Origin of the sequence: Enterobacter sp. E20, assembly GCF_000801755.2 — a bacterium.
Taxonomy (GTDB): Bacteria; Pseudomonadota; Gammaproteobacteria; order Enterobacterales; family Enterobacteriaceae; genus Enterobacter; species Enterobacter asburiae_B.
In genome coordinates this window covers 909884-927529 of sequence record NZ_CP012999.1, presented here as the reverse complement: position 1 = coordinate 927529, position 17646 = coordinate 909884, and the positions used below count along the sequence as shown (strand labels likewise).

Sequence of the window (17646 nt, the reverse complement as noted above, 5' to 3'; positions counted from 1 at the left end):
ATGCCCGACCCGATAGCCTGAAGGAATAAGCTGAGGGCACCGCGAAGCGGCGATTTACCGCCGGGAGCCCGGGTCGCCAGGGCGGCGGCGATTGAGCCGCCCTGGCACGTTCACAGGCCATGTCGTTACAAAGTAGCAAGGAACATGAAGTGAACGGAATGACCACCACAGCCGTATGTTCCCCCTCACCCCAGCCCTCTCCCTTGAGGGAGAGGGAGCCGTCCGTGGAGGTATTATTATGTGGGGATCCCTCAGCCTCGTGGGAGGGGATCAAGGTGAGGGCATCAGCGCTGCGCGTTCAGCTCAGCAATGTCTTTCGGCGTGGTGCGACAGCATCCGCCAATCAGCTTCGCGCCGGCTTCCAGCCACTGCGGCAGATACCCTACCAGCGTCTCGCACGCTTCGCCGTGGTGGTGCCAGGTTTTGGTTATCGCGTCATAATGCTCGCCCGAGTTCGGATAGACCACCAGCGGCAGCGACGTCAGGCTTTGCAGATGCTTCAGCGCCGCGGTAGTGTTTTCCAGGGCGATGCAGTTAATGCCCAGCGCGACAATCTGCGGAGAGTTTGCCAGCGCGCTGACCACCTCGCGCAGCGGCGTGCCGTCGCTCAGGTGCTCGCTGTCGCGTAAGGTGAACGAGAACCACGCCCGGGCGCGGGGGTACCCGGCCAGAAGCGCCGCCAGCGCCTTGATCTCCACAAACGAAGGCAGCGTTTCGCAGGCCAACAGGTCAGCGCCCGCATCCAGCAGCGCTTCCACGCGCGGACGGTGGAAGGCAGTAAACTCCTCGATGCTGCGCACGTAGTCGCCGCGATACTCTGAGCCATCCGCCAGATACGCGCCGTACGGCCCCACGGAGCCCGCCACCAGCAGCGTGCCCGCATGCGGGTTTTCAGCCAGATACGCTTCGCGCGCCTTACGCGCCAGCTCCACGCTTTTACCGATCAGCGCGCGGGACTGCGCTTCGTCCAGACCGCGCGCCGCAAACCCCGCAGGCGTGGCCTGATAGCTGGCGGTGATCGCCACCTGCGCGCCCGCCCGGTAGTAATCGAGATGCACTTCGCGAATGAGTTCCGGGTTTTCCACCAGCACTTTGGCTGACCAGAGGCTGTCTGCCAGGTTACAGCCGCGCGCTTCCAGCTCCGTCGCCATCGCGCCATCCAGCACCACAAACGGCTGTTTTTCAAGGATGGCGGTAAGCGGGTTATTCTGCGACATGTTCAGGCTCCTGCGATGTCATATTTCGGGTCAGGTAGTACGCACCATAACACAGGGCGACAAACGGAAGCCCGCAATAAAGGGCAATGCGCTGGCTTGGGTCAAACCACAGGCCGACACAGGCCACCACGCAGAGGATAAAACCGAGCACCGGCACCAGCGGATACCACGGCGCGCGGTACTGCAGCGCAGAGAGCGGCTGGCCGGACTGCAGATGACGGCGACGGAAAACGAAGTGCGACGCGCAGATGCTGATCCACACCGCCACCACCGCAAAGCCAGAAATCGCCGAGAGCGCGACAAACACCGTGTCCGGGGCCACGACGCTTGAGAACAGCGCCAGCACGCCGCCGAGCATAGAGACCGAGAGCGCCGTCAGCGGCACGCCGTTTTTGTTCACGCGGGCAAAGCAGCGCGGCAGCGTTTTCTCGTTCGACAGCGACCACAGCATGCGCCCGGAAGCGTACAGGCCCGAGTTCGCCGCCGAGAGGATCGCCGTCAGGATCACGAAGTTAACGATGTCAGCCGCGTAAGGAATACCGACCTTTTCAAACACCAGCACGAACGGGCTCTTTTCCACGCCCGCCTGCTGCATCGGGATCAGCGCCGCCAGCACAAACACGGTGCCGATGAAGAAGATAATCAGGCGCGCAATGGTGGTGCGGATCGCAACCGGAATCACCTTGTGCGGATTTTCCGTTTCGCCCGCCGCGATGCCGATGAGCTCCGTCCCGGAGAAGGCAAAGTTCACCGCCACCATGGTCATCAGGATCGGCAGGCCGCCGTGCGGGAACCAGCCTTCGGCGGTGATGTTGCTTAAGCCCGGCGCGGGGGAACCGTCCTGCATCGGGATAAAGCCAAAGACCGCCGCCCCGCCAAGGATAATAAAGGCGATAATGGTGATGACTTTCACCAGGGAGAACCAGAATTCGCCTTCCGCAAAAAAGCGCGTAGAGATGACGTTCAGGCCAAAAATCACCACGCAGAAGACCACGCACCAGGCCCAGACGGGCACCTGGGGGAACCAGTACTGCATGCAGAACCCCGCGGCGGTGAAGCTGGAGCCGAGCGCCACCGTCCAGGTGAGCCAGTAGAGCCACGCCACGGTGTAGCCCGTCGCCGGGCCAAGATAGCGGGCGGCGTAAACGTGGAACGCGCCGGTTTCCGGCATCGCCACGGAAAGCTCGCCCAGACACTGCATCACCAACCAGACCACCAGCGCGCCTATCAGGTACGCCAGCAGCGTGCCCGCCGCCCCGGTCGTTGAAATGATGTATCCGGTATTGAAGAATAACCCTGTCCCAATCACGCCACCCAGCGAGAGCATAATCAGGTGGCGCGTTTTCATGGTGCGCTTAAGCTGCCCATTTTCTTGTTGTGTTTGCATATTACCTTCTATACGTATGGACATCTAAACATCCAAAGAAGGTGTGTTATACCGCGATTGTTAATAAAAAGCTAGATGACCAGACGCAAACGGGCACGCCTCGCGCTGAGTCTGGGGTGGGTCGTGAGGATCACATAGAGAATCGGACGCCAGGCCATAAGCACCTCCGCAAGCAGATACTTACAGCATGGTGCGGGAAGCGGCGATCTTCGGTCAGCCGAAAGTGGTAACGATGAACCCTCGGATCATACTTTTACGCTTCCCTCATGGTATGTCGCCACCAGGCAGGCATCATGTCGTCGAAGGAGTGATTTTCCGGGGCAAACTCCGACTGGTCCGGATCGTCAAACACGCCAGTAAATAAGGCAACGGTGGGTGAATCATCAATCGCGCCAATTGAACTGCCGCAGGTGGGGCAAAACGCCCGGCTGGAGTAGTCCGACGATCGCCATGTCGCCGGACGTCCGCCCGGACCGATCCACTGCACGTTTTCCGCCGGAAACTCAATCCATACGACGGTTTGTGCGCCGGTGTGTTTCTGACAGATATCGCACGAGCAGGTGTGCACATTGCCCCCATTCGCAGCGGTAAAGCGAACCGAGCCGCATAAGCACCCACCTGAAAAGACCTTTTCCATGCTGTCGTCCTGAGCTGTTTAAAATCTCATCAAAACATAACACATTATTGAGGTCTGTATGCCGGGTCAGACGCGAAGCCATCGCCCGGCACGCCAGCGGCAGAATTATTGGTAAATCCTCAAATCAGTTCTATAGTCGACTCTGCTTATTCGTTACCAGGAATCACTATGCGCTTTAATGGACTGACCAAAGGTTTCTTCATTTTTATTCTCGCCCTCGTCACCTGGGCCTTCTTCGACATACTGTCGCCCTACTTCTCCGCGATACTCTGGGCCGCCATTCTGACCGTCATCTTTAACCCGGTAAAAAACAGGCTGCGCGCCGCGCTGGGGGATCGCAACGGGCTTGCCTCGCTGTTGACCATTGGCATTATCTGCCTGATCGTCTTTATACCGTTGATGGTTATCCTCTCCTCGCTCGCCATTGAGCTGAACATGGTTTACACGAAGCTTCAGGAGAACAACACCCAGTTCCCGGAAGTGGTGGCGAGCATCTTTAACCATCTGCCTGACTGGGCCAGCGGCTTCCTGGCGGATCACAACCTGACCAACGCGGCGCAGATCCAGAAAAAACTCTCTGATGTCGCCCTGCAGGGCGGGCAATATCTCGCCGGCAGCGCGTTTCTGATTGGCAAGGGCACGTTTGGCTTTGCGATTAGCTTCGGCATCATGCTTTATCTGCTGTTCTTCCTGCTGAAAGACGGCCCGTATCTGGTGCGCCAAATCCTCGACTCCCTGCCGCTGTCTGATTTCGCCAAGCAGCACCTGTTCGCCAAATTCGTCGGCGTGTCGCGTGCCACGGTAAAAGGTACGGCGGCGGTGGCGGTGGTTCAGGGCATCCTCGGCGGGATTGCGTTTGCTATTGCCGGTATTGACGGCAGCGTGCTCTGGGGCGCGCTGATGGCCTTCCTCTCGCTGGTTCCCGCCATCGGCTCGGCGATTGTCTGGGTGCCGGCCGCCATTTTCCTGTTCGCCACCCATCAGCTTTGGCAAGGGCTGTTTATTGTCGGCTTCTTCGTGATTATCGTCGGGCTGGTGGACAATATCCTGCGCCCGCTGCTGGTCGGGAAAGACACCAAAATGCCGGACTACCTGATTCTGATCTCCACCCTCGGCGGCATGGAGCTGTACGGCATTAACGGCTTTGTGATTGGGCCGCTCATTGCCGCGCTGTTTATCGCCTGCTGGAACCTCTTCTCAGGGCGCGATCACGAAGGTAACGCCGAAGAGCTGGACCCCGACTTCATCGAAGAAGGAAAAAATCCTCCAGAATTGTGAGGATGTGACGATATAGACCACACCAGGCGGCGCTGTGCCGCCTTTTTTTTCGCCTTAAATCAAACGTTTTCTATAATTTGAAAGAACGCCATCCTACTCATGTCGTAAAAGGATCATCAGGTGCGAATCGCGACGATAACAAACTGGGCCTATGGTGCCACGGTCTGCCTGACCATCGCCTCCGGCATCATCATGCTGATGGCGTCCAGCGCTGATACCCTCGAGCGTCAGGCCGTTGAACAACGGCAGAAATTTGATCAGCTCACGGAAGATATCGAAACCGATATCTGGGCCCAGTCTGATTTAGCACGGCTGTACGTCATTAAAAAAGATCCTCAGGTTCTCAAGGAATATAACCAGGCGGAAAACAGCCTGAAGAGCATCGAGCTTCGGCTGGAAAAGTTGCAGGATAACGGCGCATCGGATGAAGAACTGGCCCTGCTGCATGAAGGGATAAAGATCGTCGATGAGCTGCAGGACGAGCAGCAAACCGCCCTTTCCAGCCTTGAGCGAGGAGAAGACGCGCAGGCCGTTGCGCTGCTCTACGGTGCGCCCTATGAGCAGGAGCTGGAGCGCGCGCAGAGCCAGCTCGATCACTTCCGCCAGATACTCGACAAACGCGTCATCGCCTCCGTTCAGGACGCGACAAAAAAATCGAAAGCGCTGCGTACGGCCTCTGAGCTGATGGTCGGCCTGACCGCCCTGCTGTTCCTGTTTGTTCTCGGCTTTATATTAAAGCGCCGCGTGCTGCGCCCCGTGGTGCGCCTGAGCGACGTGGTGCATCGCCTGGCATCCCAGGATTACGCGGTTGAAACGCCCAATTTCAACCAGATAGATGAGATTGGCGACATGGCCCAGGCCATCCGCATCTTCCGCGAAAACGGCCTGGCGCGACAGCGTCTGGAAAAAGAGCGCGATGCCGACTGGGCCATCCGCGAGCTGCTGGCGCGCATGACCCAGCGGCTGCAGGGGTGTGAGAACTTTAACGATGTGATTAACGTGGCGGAGCTGTTTGCGCCTAATATCGCGCCGGGGATCGCGGGGCGACTTTACGTCCTTGACCGGGAGCCATGGCAGATGCGCTGCGTCGCACACTGGCTTTCACCTGTTGGTGAAGAGACGAGCTTCCACCCGGACGAGTGCTGGGCCGTGCGTCGCGGGCAGAGCCACCCGCCGGTAAACGGTGAGCCGGATATCGCCTGCTACCATCTTCCGGCATCGCAAGCTGAAAGCTCGCTGTGCGTGCCGCTTATCGCCCAGGGCGAGGCCATTGGCCTGCTCTCCTTCCAGAATATTACGGCGGACAACGCCCCTTCCCGCGCCTATCTGGAGCTGATGGCCGAAGCGCTCGGGCTGGCGCTGGCCAACCAGCGTCTGCGCGACGCGTTGCTGGAAAAAGCCTTGTTCGACCCGCTCACCGGCCTGCGTAATCGTCATCATCTGGAAGATACCCTGCAAACCCAAACGGCACAGGCGATGCGCACCGGCGAGCCGTTAAGCTGCATGATGATCGACATCGATCACTTCAAGAGCATCAATGACCGCTTCGGCCATGAAGCGGGCGATCAGGTGATTAAAAGCGTGGCGTCAATTGTCCAGCGTGCCGCCCATGACAACGGACTCGCATTCCGCTACGGGGGCGAGGAGTTTCTGGTCCTGCTTCCCGGTGCCGATGAACCAGAAGCGCACGCCTGCGCGCAGAAGATTTACAATAGCGTGCATGAGCTGTCGCTTCGCTACGGGCTGACCGAGATTGGGCCGGTGGATGTGTCGATTGGCATTGCCAGCTACCCGCAACATGCCCAGACTGACAACCTGCTGCGCGCCGCGGATGTGGCCTTGTACCGGGCGAAAGAGCTGGGCCGCGCGCGGATTGTGAGCTTTGGGATGCTGGAGGCGGGTTAGCTATTATTTTCACGCCACTGCTTTACCATCTCATCCGTAACTTCATTTTTATAACAAATGGGAGCATAGCCTCCCGCTTTACTCCATGCGCTGCGTCTGCCGCAGGCGCTTCCGTTTCTGGCCCGGTTAAAAGGACAGGCGCATACTCCGGGATAAGATGCGATCGACTCTGCAATAACGTTCTCTTTAACCTGTTCACTGGAAACTGAACTGTTTTTTGCCATAGCGATGTCCGCAACAAAAAAGCAGCACACAGCGCAAAGCACCATCAAGAATGGTCTTTTTTTCATTTTTTGATTCGTTTTAAGGAAAGGTGTGCACACGATAAGCGGCGAATGAAAGAGATAATCTGATTTACATCAATGAATCTAATTCGTCAGGAACAACAAACCTTACACGTTCTCGCTTGAGAAATAGAAAAGTTTAAATTACATATTTCGTCACTATTTCTCAGTAAGAACCTGTCCTGCCACAATTACCGTTGTGATAAGTAGCCCTCCTTTGTGACGGCGAAAAGGTTTAAACTTTTCGTGATATTCTTTCTTTACGCCCCTTAATTTTTATACTCAAACCATATTCGCCACTGTATTAACACATGTCACGCGCAATACGTTGTGCATGACATGTGAAGATATTTTGTTATGGAAAAACGTCTATGTCGAAACTGGATTTGAGATCCAAAAAAACCTGGGGCGCGCTGGCATCGATCGCCGTTGTCGCCGGTACGCTGGCATTTGCTTTTGCATGGACGGCGGGCTGGCTTGGTTCACGCACGGTCAGCCAGGCACTGGTGGGTGAAACACCGAAACCCTTCCCGCCGGGTTTTCGCCGCGCGCATGGAAAAGGCATCTGCTTTGCTGGCACCTTTACGCCAAACGGCTCGGCAAATTCTCTTTCAACCTCCCGCCTCTTCTCACAGCAGGAAGTGCCCGTGGTGGGCCGATTCTCTATTGGTACTGGCGATCCCCATGCCCCGGATAGTACGACCAAAACCCTGAGCATGGCGCTGCTGCTGAAGACAGATGACAAGCAGCAATGGCGAATGGCGATGAACAACGAGCCTTTCTTCGCCACGCACAGTCCGGAAGGTTTTCTGGCCTTGCGAAAAGCCACGGCTGTCGATGCAGCCACTGGCAAACCGGATCCACAGCGTCTCGCAGACTTTTTGAAAGCGTACCCGGAGGCGAAGAAATACCTTAAATGGGCGGCACAAAAACCCGCGCCCGGCAGCTTCGCGGGCGCGACGTTTTACAGCATTAACGCCTTTTATCTTGTGAACTCGCAGGGAGATCGCCAGGCCGTTCGCTGGATGATGCGTCCGCACGAGCCTTTCCTTTCTATGAGCGATGAACAACGACAGAAAGCCAATGACAACTTCCTGTTCGAAAACCTGCGTCAGCGCCTGGCGCAGAAGCCACTCTATTGGGATTACGTTTTGCAGCTCGCACAGCGGGGCGATCCGGTGGATGACCCTTCCCAGCCATGGCCGGACGATCGCAAACAGATGGTTGCCGGCACGCTGGAAGTGACGCGTGTCGAAGCACAATCCGAGGGCGCGTGCCGCGACGTTAACTTTGACCCTTCGATTGTTCCTGCAGGCGTTGCAGTGTCTGATGATCCCATCTTAAACGCCCGTTCCGCTGCCTATTCCCACTCTTTCAGTCGCCGTGAGCGGGAAATCGGCTACGGCAAGGCCACCGAAGCTGTGCAAAAGCAGGAGGTAAAATGAGCTCGAATAAAGATATGCGAGAGCACGCGCCGCAGCATTTCAATATCCTGGCGCGAAGCCTGCATTGGCTGATGGCGGTGATGATCCTGGCCATGCTTTTCATCGGTGCCGCAATGATGACGTCGTTACATCACCGGATTTGGTTAATCGACCTGCACCGGCCGCTGGGTGTCGCCATTTTACTGCTGGCACTGGTGCGTCTGGTCAACCGGCTCCTTAGCCGGACGCCCCCACTTCCTGCTGATTTGCCCGTCTGGCAGGTGCTTGCAGCAAAGGCATCACACTGGATGCTGTATGGGTTAATGCTGGCAATGCCGCTGCTGGGCTGGGCGCAACTGTCGGCAGCCGGGCTGCCGATTGTGATGTTTAGTGGCGTCAACCTGCCGGCGATTGCCCCGAACAGTCCAGCACTGTATGCCTGGTGTCACGACGCCCATAGCCTTCTGGCAAAGTTGCTTTTTGCTGTGGTGCTGGTCCATATCTCTGCCGCACTCGTTCATGCGTGGATCTACCGGGACGCAGTGTTTTCCAGCATGGCGAAAGGGGGGAAGTCGGCGTCAGCCATCCAGGATGACATGAAGTAAGGCAAGCGATATGGGACACGCACCATCAGAATGGTCGTGTCCTCGCTTATCGTCGTCATCCTGAAACAACGGACACAACCGGGGTGCGTATTTAGTCTCCAGATTCGCGCCCCAAAAAGCCAAGGACATCCTAAAATTGTCGCGGAAGTTCATATCCATCAATTAAAGCGATTATTTTTTAAACAGAAGAGCATTTATGCCCGCAATTTTAGCTTTTATCAAAAAGTTAAGCGTCGCTCTAGTATCAAACACCCTGTCACCCGCAACGCCTAACCCATTGATTAAAATGGGTTTATATCAACAAAAACGATAAAACCCCTTACTCCTCAACAAAATATATAAACTCGTGTGATATCTAAATTATAATTCTTATACTTATGTTCAAAAGGTGGAGGTCAAAATGCGATTAACCCTACTGCTGTTATGCTGTCTCGTACAAAGTGTAACCTGGGCTGGCGACCTGCCAAAACCAGTTGGTAAACCCATTTTAACGATTTACGGTAATATAGAAAATACCAATGAAAATGGAAAAGCAGTGTTTGATCTCGCCAGCCTTGAAAAACTCGGAGTAGTGAGTTTCGAGACGACATCTCCCTGGTATAATGGTCGTACGAAGTTTGAGGGTGTTCCAATGAACAAACTCATGGAGTATGTGGGTGCGAAGGGAACTAACGTTAATGTTATTGCGCTCAATGATTACTCTACCGTGATCCCTCTCAGCGACTTTAAAAAATACAACGCCATACTTGCCTTAAAGGTCAATGGCGAATATATGCGCATCCGCGATAAAGGCCCATCGTTCATTGTATACCCCTATGACAGTCTTCCTGAGTTGAATAATCAGATTTATTACTCACGATCAGCATGGCAGGTTAGCAAAATGAAGATTGAGTAGTCGTTCAGGAGAACATAATGAACAGGATACTGGTTGGTATCATTTTTTCTCTTTTTATCACGACAGGATATATTGCATTCCTTGTTTACGATCGACAGCAGGAATTGCAAAAACTGACTCAATACACTGAGTCCTGGTCCGTGGCACAACTGGTATCAGAGTATTACCGTTTTGAATCATGGCTTGGTCTATACGCAACCGATACCGATGACGTTACGATAGACCAGGTCCGCATGCGTCTTGAAATTATGCTAAGCCAGAGCGATTTAATGAAAGGGGGAGATTTAGGTCGCTATATTGACAGTGATAAAGCGCATCAGGAGCTCGCTTTGCGCTTAGAGAAAATACTGGCCTATCTGGATAACCATCTTGAAAAAATGAGCCACTCAGAGCTACAGGCATACCTGAAAAATATGCATGACCTTGATGCGCCACTGAGCCAGCTTTCAGCAACGGCATTGACGAAAGATATTAACACGGTTAATGAATCCAACCATAAAATACAGATTCTTTATTATATTTATTCGGTGCTTTCATTATTACTGGTGATATTAAGCTTTATTCTGGGTTTCTTAATGATCTACCAGAATAAAAACATTCTCAAAGCGCACATGCAGGTTAAAAGCCTTGCTGACGAGCTTCAGATATCAAAAGAAACGCTGCAAATTCAGAACTCGAAGCTGGAATATGATGTTTATCATGACTCCCTCACCGGCATGAAAAACCGTCTTTTCTTCTGGGACGATCTCAACAAAATTAATCTTCAGGCAGATAAAAACCACATCCCCGTCACGGTGATGTTATTTGATTTAGACCGCTTCAAAGAGGTCAACGATACCTATGGCCATGATGCCGGAGATTTGCTGTTGAATCAGGTATCCAGACGCCTCACCTCAATGAGCAGCGCCACTGATACCTTTTACCGTTTGGGCGGAGACGAGTTCGCCCTTTTGTCCAGTGGCCTCACTGAAGCTGCCGCCGTTTCGCGTGCCAAAGAAATCAGCGAACATATCAGCCAGCCCTATACGATTAATAACCAGCTGATAAAAATCGCCACCTGTGTGGGTATCGTTTTATCTGATAATGAACGGCGCTCTGACTACCTTTATAAATTTGCCGATCTGGCGCTCTACGAAGCCAAAAAAGAGGGCTCACAGCAGATAAAAGTCTTCCGTCAGTGGATGCTGCAAAAGTTACAGGAAAGCAGAACCCTTGAACATGATATGGCACTGGCGATCGATAACCATGAATTCGTTGTTTATTACCAGCCTATTGTCGATTCATTCAGCAATGAAATTTACGGCTATGAAGCGCTTATTCGCTGGATACACCCGGTGAAGGGGATACTGTCACCCGATTACTTTATTTCCGTCGCTGAGAAAACGGGGATGATCAACCAGATCGGCAAAACCGTGCTGGAGCTTGCCTGCCGGGAAGCGGTTTCCTGGGCGGTTCCGGCAAGGATCTCTGTGAACGTCTCACCCGTTCAGCTGGGCACGAAATCCTTTACGGCAATGGTACAGTCCATCCTGAAGGAGACTGGACTTCCGGCAAACCGTCTTGAATTAGAGGTTACGGAGTCATCGCTCTTCAGCGACAGCAACACGCCGATCACTATTCTCAAAAAGCTGAGAACGCTGGGTGTAAGAATTTCAATCGATGATTTCGGGACGGGTTATTCGTCGCTCTCACGTCTGAGTGAACTGAATTTTGATAAAATTAAAATCGACAAATCCTTTGTGAACCCGATATCCACGCAGGATGATGCCCTTAATATCGTTAAATTGATAACCGGCATGGCGAAGAGCCTCAATATGAGGGTCATTGCAGAAGGTGTTGAAACCGAAGCGCAGCTTGAACGTCTTCAGGCGCTAGGCTGCGATCTCGTGCAGGGATATCTGTTCGGAAAACCACAGGCTGAGATTGACAGGAAGATTAGATACGGTTGAAATGGTTGCGCGGCTTTTTCTGGCCTAAAACCCTTTAGTCGATTGATAATCAAAGGTTAAACAATGAAAAAAACAGCCCCGGAATATACGCCTGTTGATTTATCTCGTTGGGCCAGGAAGGAGCATTTTGAAGTATTCCAGTCATTTGCTGAGTGTACAATTAACCAAACGGTTCTGATCGACATCACCGCGCTGCGAAAACATATCAAAAAGGTCGGCTGGAAATTTTACCCGACGATTATTTTCCTCCTCTCTAAAATCATGAACCGGCATCCGGAATTCCGTATGGCCATGAAGGATAATGAGCTTGTCATATGGAATGAAATTCATCCGAGCTATACCATTTTCCACCCTGAAACAGAGACCTTTTCGTCATTGTGGAGCCATTTCGACGGCAATATTCATCACTTCCAGAACACTTATGCAGAAGACATTGCGCGCTATGGTAATAACCTTTCTTACTGGCCTAAGGAAGAGTCCCGGGAAAATGTCTTTTTCGTATCGTCTATTCCCTGGGTAACGTTTACGAACTTTACGATGAACATTGCGCACATGAAGAACTTCTTTTCCCCGATGTTCACGTTTGGAAAATACTACGAGCAGGATGGGAAAGTGCTGTTGCCGCTCGCGGTGCAGGTCCATCATTCGGTGTGCGATGGTTTCCATGTGGCAAGAATTTTTAATGAGTTGCAGGAGATGTGTGATGGTTTGCCGGAGCTGTCGGAGGGACTAAATAGCTGATACGCCGAAGGCAATTTTAAAAGAAGGTGCGATAATAAGAATAAAACAAAACACTAAAACATTGATTTTAAATAATAAAAATAAAACAAAAACCTAAACATGCCCCCAAAAATGCCCCCACAACTAATCACCGTGTAGAAGCATCTCTGAAGGATGCTTTTAACTGTTTACGATTGTTACCAGCGTTCAAGGCGGCTTGTTAGATCTTTATGAAGCTCCATTTGTTCTTCTTGCCATGCACTCGTCCATTTCCATTCAGGACTTCTTGGTTTACAGTCTTGGCAATCTTTACAGAATTCACTTTGGAATCCACCTAAGGGTTTTGAATTATAAATGTCGTCTAACCTCCAACCGCCCATTACATGATTTTTTTTCAAGCATACAAGATATTTCATAGCAGCCGAGTATAAGCCAACCATCATGGCAGGAATGCCAACGGAGCGTGAACCCATCATAATTAAATGTTCACAATTTTTTATAACGCGTTCGGGATTATAATCAAGTAATCCCTGTTTTATAATCCGTCCCATCTCATCTTCAGGATCATCTATCTTGAATCCCAACTGCTTTGCACGGCTTGTGAAAAAATCAATTTCACTATCAGGATCACTCCGTTCCATGAAAGTAGTCTTGTGCTTAGAGATTTTCTCAAGTGCTAAATTTAAGCTGGACTTTATGTCCTCATTGTTAATAAATTCTAATTTTGCCCTTGCTTCACGAAAATATTTTTCATAATCATCACGATTAGTGCTAACAGTAGCATAGATTAATATAAACTTCCCATATAAGGCTTCATTCCCTTGCACCTTACATATTTCCATTGCCAAATCCAAACAATAATCTATCCAATTAAACAAATATTCCGAAGATTCAATTCGTTCATCTATTTTGAGTCTTTGCGCATACACCCCTAATTTAATAGCAACGCGTGATATAGCATCGGTAAAAAAATTGTCATTGCCCTGCAACACCATTTTATTAATTGAAGAGATTGTTTTTTGTACATGATTTGCAGTCGCAGTTGCAATTCTATCGTTCTCATGGTTAAGCATCCATGAAGTCAATTCATCATGCGAAGTATTTCTCTTTGTAATAACAGCATGATAATCTGTCTCAATCAACTTATCTATAATGAAAGATCTCATTAAGAAAACAACATACATTCTGTAATTTCCGTTTTTCCTTTCATTACGCACAAGTCCAATTAATGCATTATAAAGATTGAATAAATGTTCATCTTTCATTTCTTCGTTCTGTAATGCATGTATATAAGCCTGCTCTATATATATTGCAGAGTTAAATCTTGTATCGAACAACTCTGAAGCTGACTCGAAAGTAATTTTAGCCTTATTGAAAAGCTCCTTATAACTCTTCGATTTTAATAACCGATCATATTGTTCAATATATAGATAAAAATTAAACTCTTTATTCCTTTTAATTAAATCATCGATGAGCTTAGTGGGGCTATTTTTTAGCATTTGGTTAATGGGCGTGTTTATTTTATTTAACGAGTTTATTTTCATCCATGTCATATTATCCATTACGGCGCGTATAAGTGCATTACTACCGTCAGGCAAATTATTTCCGCATGGGATATGAATTGTGATGCTCTTCTTTCCTTCACCATTAGCTATTGCCAATCTGCCACTTAAATTTTGATCATCTTGCAAACTACACCAATAAACTTTTTTTGTAGTAACATCTACAACAACCAAAATAATTGGAACATCCAGTTGATTCATGTAATAGTTTAATCTCTCTGTTGAAAGGCTAAACGAAGCAATATCACCCCCATTAATTATAGAAACATTCTCCTGCCCTTTAATTTGAGCTTTAAATATAAAACCTGTAGCTTTTTCATCATCACCTATTATTTCAATCTCTGCATCAACTCCATAGTCCTCCTGATCTTCCTGGCAACGATATGCCCAGTTAATCGGAATACTGGATTGGAAAATTCTTCCCGCTGCTCTACCAATTTGCTTTGGAGTTAAGGTCATTTCTCTTACCTTTTAAGTGAGTCAATATCCACAAATTCTACTCCAAATAATAACCAGATGAGGTGGTTTTGAGCGTAAATTTCTATCAGTCTCTTGTTTTTTACATGGTTCTCCTTTAACGAGTGCATACTTGAAAAAGGCGTAACCCACCAAAATCGCACTACACCGCACCCGCCTGCGGTTTTCAGATCGCAAAAATTTTTCAGCTGGGATTTTTTACAAATGATAGCGCGAGGCCGTGCCACAACTGGGGATATACAGCGAGCAGGGAACTGAAAAGAGTGAAAAGAATTTCAGCTTTTTTCAGTTTAGCTTTACTCCAACATCTTCATCAATTGAGTTAAGATATTGATAGTAAAGAGATATAAAATTTTAAGTGAGATTATTCATGATAACTAACGGCACACTTAAAAGTTAACAAACTGATTCTTATATACATTTTTTCTTAAGCAGCTGAAATTTAATGAACCGAAGCCGGGAAAATTTTAAGTTACTCCCGGCGAACCGTTCAGTGGCTCTCTTTGGCTGCCAGTAGAAGTTCTAATGCTTTTTGTCGCTCGTCCGGTGGCAAGGCATCCATTAGATCTTTAATCCGTCCTTGGCCGCTCAAAGCGCTGGGGCAAATCGTGTGTGAATTGAGGATGGTGCCGATAATAGGAGTCGAACCTACGACCTTCGCATTACGAATGCGCTGCTCTACCAACTGAGCTATATCGGCCCTGAGAGGCCGGTTACGAGCGTAACCACGGGGCAAAAGGTTAGATCTATCCGGGTGATGCGTCAATGCCCTTTTGAATCAAACGGCTATTTTTGCATCACCCGTGATTATTTACGCACGAATCGTATCGTCACCGAAGCCGATCCACTTGTAAGTGGTCAACGCTTCCAGCCCCATCGGACCGCGCGCGTGAAGTTTCTGCGTGCTGACCGCCACCTCAGCGCCGAGGCCGAACTGGCCGCCGTCGGTGAAGCGGGTGGAGGCATTCACATATACTGCTGAAGAATCCACTTCGTTCACGAAGCGATCGGCATTGCGCAGGGTGCGCGTCAGGATCGCGTCAGAATGCTGCGTGCCGTGTTCACGAATGTGCGCAATGGCGTCGTCGAGATCGGCAACGATTTTCACGTTTAGATCCAGTGACAGGAACTCGTCGTCGTACTGCTCCGCTTTTACGGGAACAACGTTAGCCGGGCCTTCCTGAAGCAGTGCGAGCGCATTGGCGTCAGCATGCAGCGTCACGCCGCTCTCTGCCATCTGTTTGCTCAGGGCCGGCAGGAAGGTGTTTGCAATATCCTGATGCACCAGCAGCGTTTCAACGGTGTTACAGGTGCTTGGACGCTGGGTTTTCGCGTTCACGATAATCTTCAACGCCGGTTCAATCTCAGCGCTGTCGTCAACAACGATATGGCACACGCCGATACCGCCGGTGATAACCGGGATCGTCGACTGCTCGCGGCACAGCTTGTGCAGGCCCGCGCCGCCGCGTGGGATCAGCATGTCGATGTATTTGTCCATGCGCAGCATTTCGTTGACCAGCGCGCGGTCCGGGCTCTCGATCGCCTGTACGGCCCCCGCCGGTAAGCCACACTCTTCCAGAGCCTGCTGAATGACTTTCACCGTGGCGGCGTTGGTGCGCCAGGTCTCTTTCCCACCGCGCAGAATAGCGGCGTTACCGGTTTTCAGGCACAGGGAGGCAACATCCACCGTCACGTTTGGACGAGCTTCATAAATAACGCCGATGACGCCGAGCGGCACGCGGCGGCGCTCCAGGCGTAAACCGCTGTCGAGCAGCCCGCCGTCGATCACCTGCCCTACCGGGTCGGCCAGATTGCAGACCTGACGCACATCGTCGGCGATGCCTTTCAGGCGTGCCGGCGTCAGCGCCAGACGGTCGAGCATCGCTTCGCTCAAGCCGTTGCGACGCGCTTCCAGTAAATCCTGCTCGTTGGCGAGCAAAATCTCCTGAGACTGGGACTCCAGATAATCAGCGATTTTTTCCAGCACGCGGTTTTTCTCGCGGCTGGAAAGGAGCGCCAGTTTGTAAGAGGCAGCCTTCGCGGCAGCGCCCATTTGTTCCAGCATGTTCTGGCTCCTTAACGAATAATCATGTCATCGCGATGCACGGCAACCGGGCCATATTCATAGCCCAGAATGGCGTCGATCTGCTGCGAGTGGTGACCCGCGATGCGGCGCAGCGCGTCGCTGTTGTAACGGCTTACGCCGTGGGCGATGTCGCGGCCTTCGAGGTTACGGATACGGATCACTTCACCACGGGAGAAGTTACCTGTCACGCTTTTAATTCCTTTAGGAAGTAATGAACTTCCTCGTTCCAGAATCGCGGCGGTTGCCCCTTCATCGACGACGAGTTCACCAGCAGGAGGCGCGCCAAATATCCAGCGTTTGCGGTTTTCCAGCGGGGATTCCTGGGCGTGGAAGCGGGTACCGACGGAGATGCCTTCCATCACGTCGCCAATCACGCCGGGGCGGCTGCCCGCTGCAATGATGGTGTCGATACCGGCGCGGCATGCGACGTCAGCGGCCTGCAGCTTGGTCCCCATACCGCCCGTTCCGAGACCTGAAACGCTGTCACCGGCGATGGCGCGCAGCGCATCGTCGATACCGTGAACGTCGGTAATCAGCTCGGCTTCCGGATTGGAGCGCGGGTCGGCGGTGAATAGCCCCTGCTGATCGGTCAGAAGCAGTAATTTATCGGCACCGGCCAGAATCGCAGCCAGCGCCGAGAGGTTATCGTTATCACCCACTTTGATTTCAGCGGTAGCAACGGCATCGTTCTCGTTAATGACCGGAACAATGTTGTTGTCCAGCAGCGCGCGCAGGGTATCGCGGGCGTTCAGGAAGCGCTCTCTGTCTTCCATATCCGCACGCGTCAGCAGCATCTGCCCGACGTGAATACCATAGATGGAGAACAGCTGTTCCCAGAGTTGAATGAGTCGGCTTTGCCCCACGGCGGCCAGCAGCTGTTTGGAGGCGATCGTCGCGGGGAGTTCGGGGTAACCCAGGTGTTCACGCCCGGCGGCAATCGCCCCGGAGGTCACAATCACAATACGATGCCCTGCGGCATGCAGCTGAGCGCACTGACGTACAAGCTCAACAATGTGGGCGCGATTTAGGCGGCGCGATCCGCCTGTTAAAACACTGGTACCGAGTTTTACCACCAGCGTCTGGCTGTCACTCATGATTCTCTGCCGTTCAACGATAAGGGAAAGTAATGTCGAACGAACGTTTTAACAGGAGTCAGCCCCGTTGCCAACTGCCTTAGCACATCGCGAAACACTTTGTTGCGCGGGATCAGGAAGCCTAGC

General features: G+C 51.6%; 14 protein-coding genes and 1 tRNA gene. 7 read left to right on the top strand and 8 right to left on the bottom strand.

All coding sequences use genetic code 11. The features are described from left to right. Positions 1–284 precede the first annotated feature (284 nt). The 3 genes from mmuM to NI40_RS04285 all read right to left on the bottom strand — a co-directional run bounded on the left by mmuM (position 285) and on the right by NI40_RS04285 (position 3241). Positions 285–1217 (bottom strand): homocysteine S-methyltransferase, encoded by a 933-nt coding sequence (mmuM, locus tag NI40_RS04295; protein ID WP_039263879.1) that lies wholly within the window; start codon positions 1215–1217, stop codon positions 285–287. Continuing rightward, positions 1204–2604, bottom strand: a complete 1401-nt coding sequence (gene mmuP, locus NI40_RS04290; protein WP_023334652.1) for an S-methylmethionine permease — start codon at positions 2602–2604, stop codon at positions 1204–1206. The genes mmuM and mmuP overlap by 14 nt, the downstream gene beginning before the upstream one ends. Positions 2605–2857: 253 nt before the next feature. Next, the gene (locus NI40_RS04285) at positions 2858–3241 is read right to left on the bottom strand and encodes a GFA family protein (protein ID WP_039263878.1); all 384 of its coding nucleotides are present in this window, start codon (positions 3239–3241) and stop codon (positions 2858–2860) included. 168 nt (positions 3242–3409) lie between these two features. Between NI40_RS04285 and NI40_RS04280 the strand changes: the two genes are divergently transcribed. Next, positions 3410–4519, top strand: a complete 1110-nt coding sequence (locus NI40_RS04280) for an AI-2E family transporter (RefSeq protein ID WP_039263877.1) — start codon at positions 3410–3412, stop codon at positions 4517–4519. Between the two features lie 120 nt (positions 4520–4639). Further along, positions 4640–6424 carry a diguanylate cyclase gene (locus NI40_RS04275; protein ID WP_039263876.1) on the top strand — a complete coding sequence of 595 codons (1785 nt, stop codon included), beginning with the start codon at positions 4640–4642 and terminating at the stop codon, positions 6422–6424. Here NI40_RS04275 and NI40_RS22460 read toward each other — a convergent pair. Continuing rightward, positions 6421–6714 (bottom strand): hypothetical protein, encoded by a 294-nt coding sequence (locus NI40_RS22460; RefSeq protein WP_071884809.1) that lies wholly within the window; start codon positions 6712–6714, stop codon positions 6421–6423. The two genes, NI40_RS04275 and NI40_RS22460, sit on opposite strands and share 4 nt — an antisense overlap. Before the next feature lie 365 nt (positions 6715–7079). Here NI40_RS22460 and NI40_RS04270 point away from each other — a divergent pair, with 365 nt between their 5' ends. From NI40_RS04270 to catA, 5 genes are all read left to right on the top strand, one after another. Further along, positions 7080–8153 carry a catalase family peroxidase gene (locus tag NI40_RS04270; protein ID WP_039263875.1) on the top strand — a complete coding sequence of 358 codons (1074 nt, stop codon included), beginning with the start codon at positions 7080–7082 and terminating at the stop codon, positions 8151–8153. Continuing rightward, complete coding sequence (locus tag NI40_RS04265) at positions 8150–8737, top strand: cytochrome b (protein ID WP_045143162.1); 588 nt, start codon at positions 8150–8152, stop codon at positions 8735–8737. The genes NI40_RS04270 and NI40_RS04265 overlap by 4 nt, the downstream gene beginning before the upstream one ends. A 400-nt stretch (positions 8738–9137) precedes the next feature. After that, positions 9138–9632: a molybdopterin-dependent oxidoreductase gene (locus tag NI40_RS04260; protein ID WP_039263874.1), complete on the top strand. Its 495-nt coding sequence runs from the start codon at positions 9138–9140 to the stop codon at positions 9630–9632. 17 nt (positions 9633–9649) lie between these two features. Then, positions 9650–11581, top strand: coding sequence for a putative bifunctional diguanylate cyclase/phosphodiesterase (locus NI40_RS04255; RefSeq protein WP_039263873.1), 1932 nt, complete (start codon positions 9650–9652; stop codon positions 11579–11581). 63 nt (positions 11582–11644) lie between these two features. After that, a complete protein-coding gene (gene catA, locus NI40_RS04250; RefSeq protein WP_039263871.1) occupies positions 11645–12322 on the top strand; it encodes a type A chloramphenicol O-acetyltransferase in 678 nt (225 codons plus the stop codon). Between the two features lie 176 nt (positions 12323–12498). Here catA and NI40_RS04245 read toward each other — a convergent pair whose 3' ends face one another. The 4 genes from NI40_RS04245 to proB form a co-directional block, all read right to left on the bottom strand. Beyond that, a complete protein-coding gene (locus NI40_RS04245) occupies positions 12499–14322 on the bottom strand; it encodes a DUF4365 domain-containing protein (RefSeq protein WP_039263870.1) in 1824 nt (607 codons plus the stop codon). Between the two features lie 642 nt (positions 14323–14964). After that, positions 14965–15040: transfer RNA gene (locus NI40_RS04240), tRNA-Thr, on the bottom strand. Between the two features lie 111 nt (positions 15041–15151). Continuing rightward, a complete protein-coding gene (gene proA, locus NI40_RS04235; RefSeq protein WP_039263869.1) occupies positions 15152–16405 on the bottom strand; it encodes a glutamate-5-semialdehyde dehydrogenase in 1254 nt (417 codons plus the stop codon). 11 nt (positions 16406–16416) lie between these two features. Continuing rightward, complete coding sequence (gene proB / locus NI40_RS04230; protein WP_008501877.1) at positions 16417–17520, bottom strand: glutamate 5-kinase; 1104 nt, start codon at positions 17518–17520, stop codon at positions 16417–16419. Between the last annotated feature and the right edge of the window lie 126 nt (positions 17521–17646).

Bases quoted from the DNA above. Each gene is read 5' to 3' on its own strand.
- mmuM (WP_039263879.1), bottom strand. From the start codon at position 1,217: ATGTCGCAGAATAACCCGCTTACCGCCATCCTTGAAAAACAGCCGTTT.
- NI40_RS04270 (WP_039263875.1), top strand. From the start codon at position 7,080: ATGTCGAAACTGGATTTGAGATCCAAAAAAACCTGGGGCGCGCTGGCA.
- NI40_RS04255 (WP_039263873.1), top strand. From the start codon at position 9,650: ATGAACAGGATACTGGTTGGTATCATTTTTTCTCTTTTTATCACGACA.
- proB (WP_008501877.1), bottom strand. From the start codon at position 17,520: ATGAGTGACAGCCAGACGCTGGTGGTAAAACTCGGTACCAGTGTTTTA.
- catA (WP_039263871.1), top strand. From the start codon at position 11,645: ATGAAAAAAACAGCCCCGGAATATACGCCTGTTGATTTATCTCGTTGG.
- NI40_RS04285 (WP_039263878.1), bottom strand. From the start codon at position 3,241: ATGGAAAAGGTCTTTTCAGGTGGGTGCTTATGCGGCTCGGTTCGCTTT.
- NI40_RS04245 (WP_039263870.1), bottom strand. From the start codon at position 14,322: ATGACCTTAACTCCAAAGCAAATTGGTAGAGCAGCGGGAAGAATTTTC.
- NI40_RS04260 (WP_039263874.1), top strand. From the start codon at position 9,138: ATGCGATTAACCCTACTGCTGTTATGCTGTCTCGTACAAAGTGTAACC.
- NI40_RS04265 (WP_045143162.1), top strand. From the start codon at position 8,150: ATGAGCTCGAATAAAGATATGCGAGAGCACGCGCCGCAGCATTTCAAT.
- proA (WP_039263869.1), bottom strand. From the start codon at position 16,405: ATGCTGGAACAAATGGGCGCTGCCGCGAAGGCTGCCTCTTACAAACTG.
- NI40_RS22460 (WP_071884809.1), bottom strand. From the start codon at position 6,714: ATGAAAAAAAGACCATTCTTGATGGTGCTTTGCGCTGTGTGCTGCTTT.
- NI40_RS04280 (WP_039263877.1), top strand. From the start codon at position 3,410: ATGCGCTTTAATGGACTGACCAAAGGTTTCTTCATTTTTATTCTCGCC.
- mmuP (WP_023334652.1), bottom strand. From the start codon at position 2,604: ATGCAAACACAACAAGAAAATGGGCAGCTTAAGCGCACCATGAAAACG.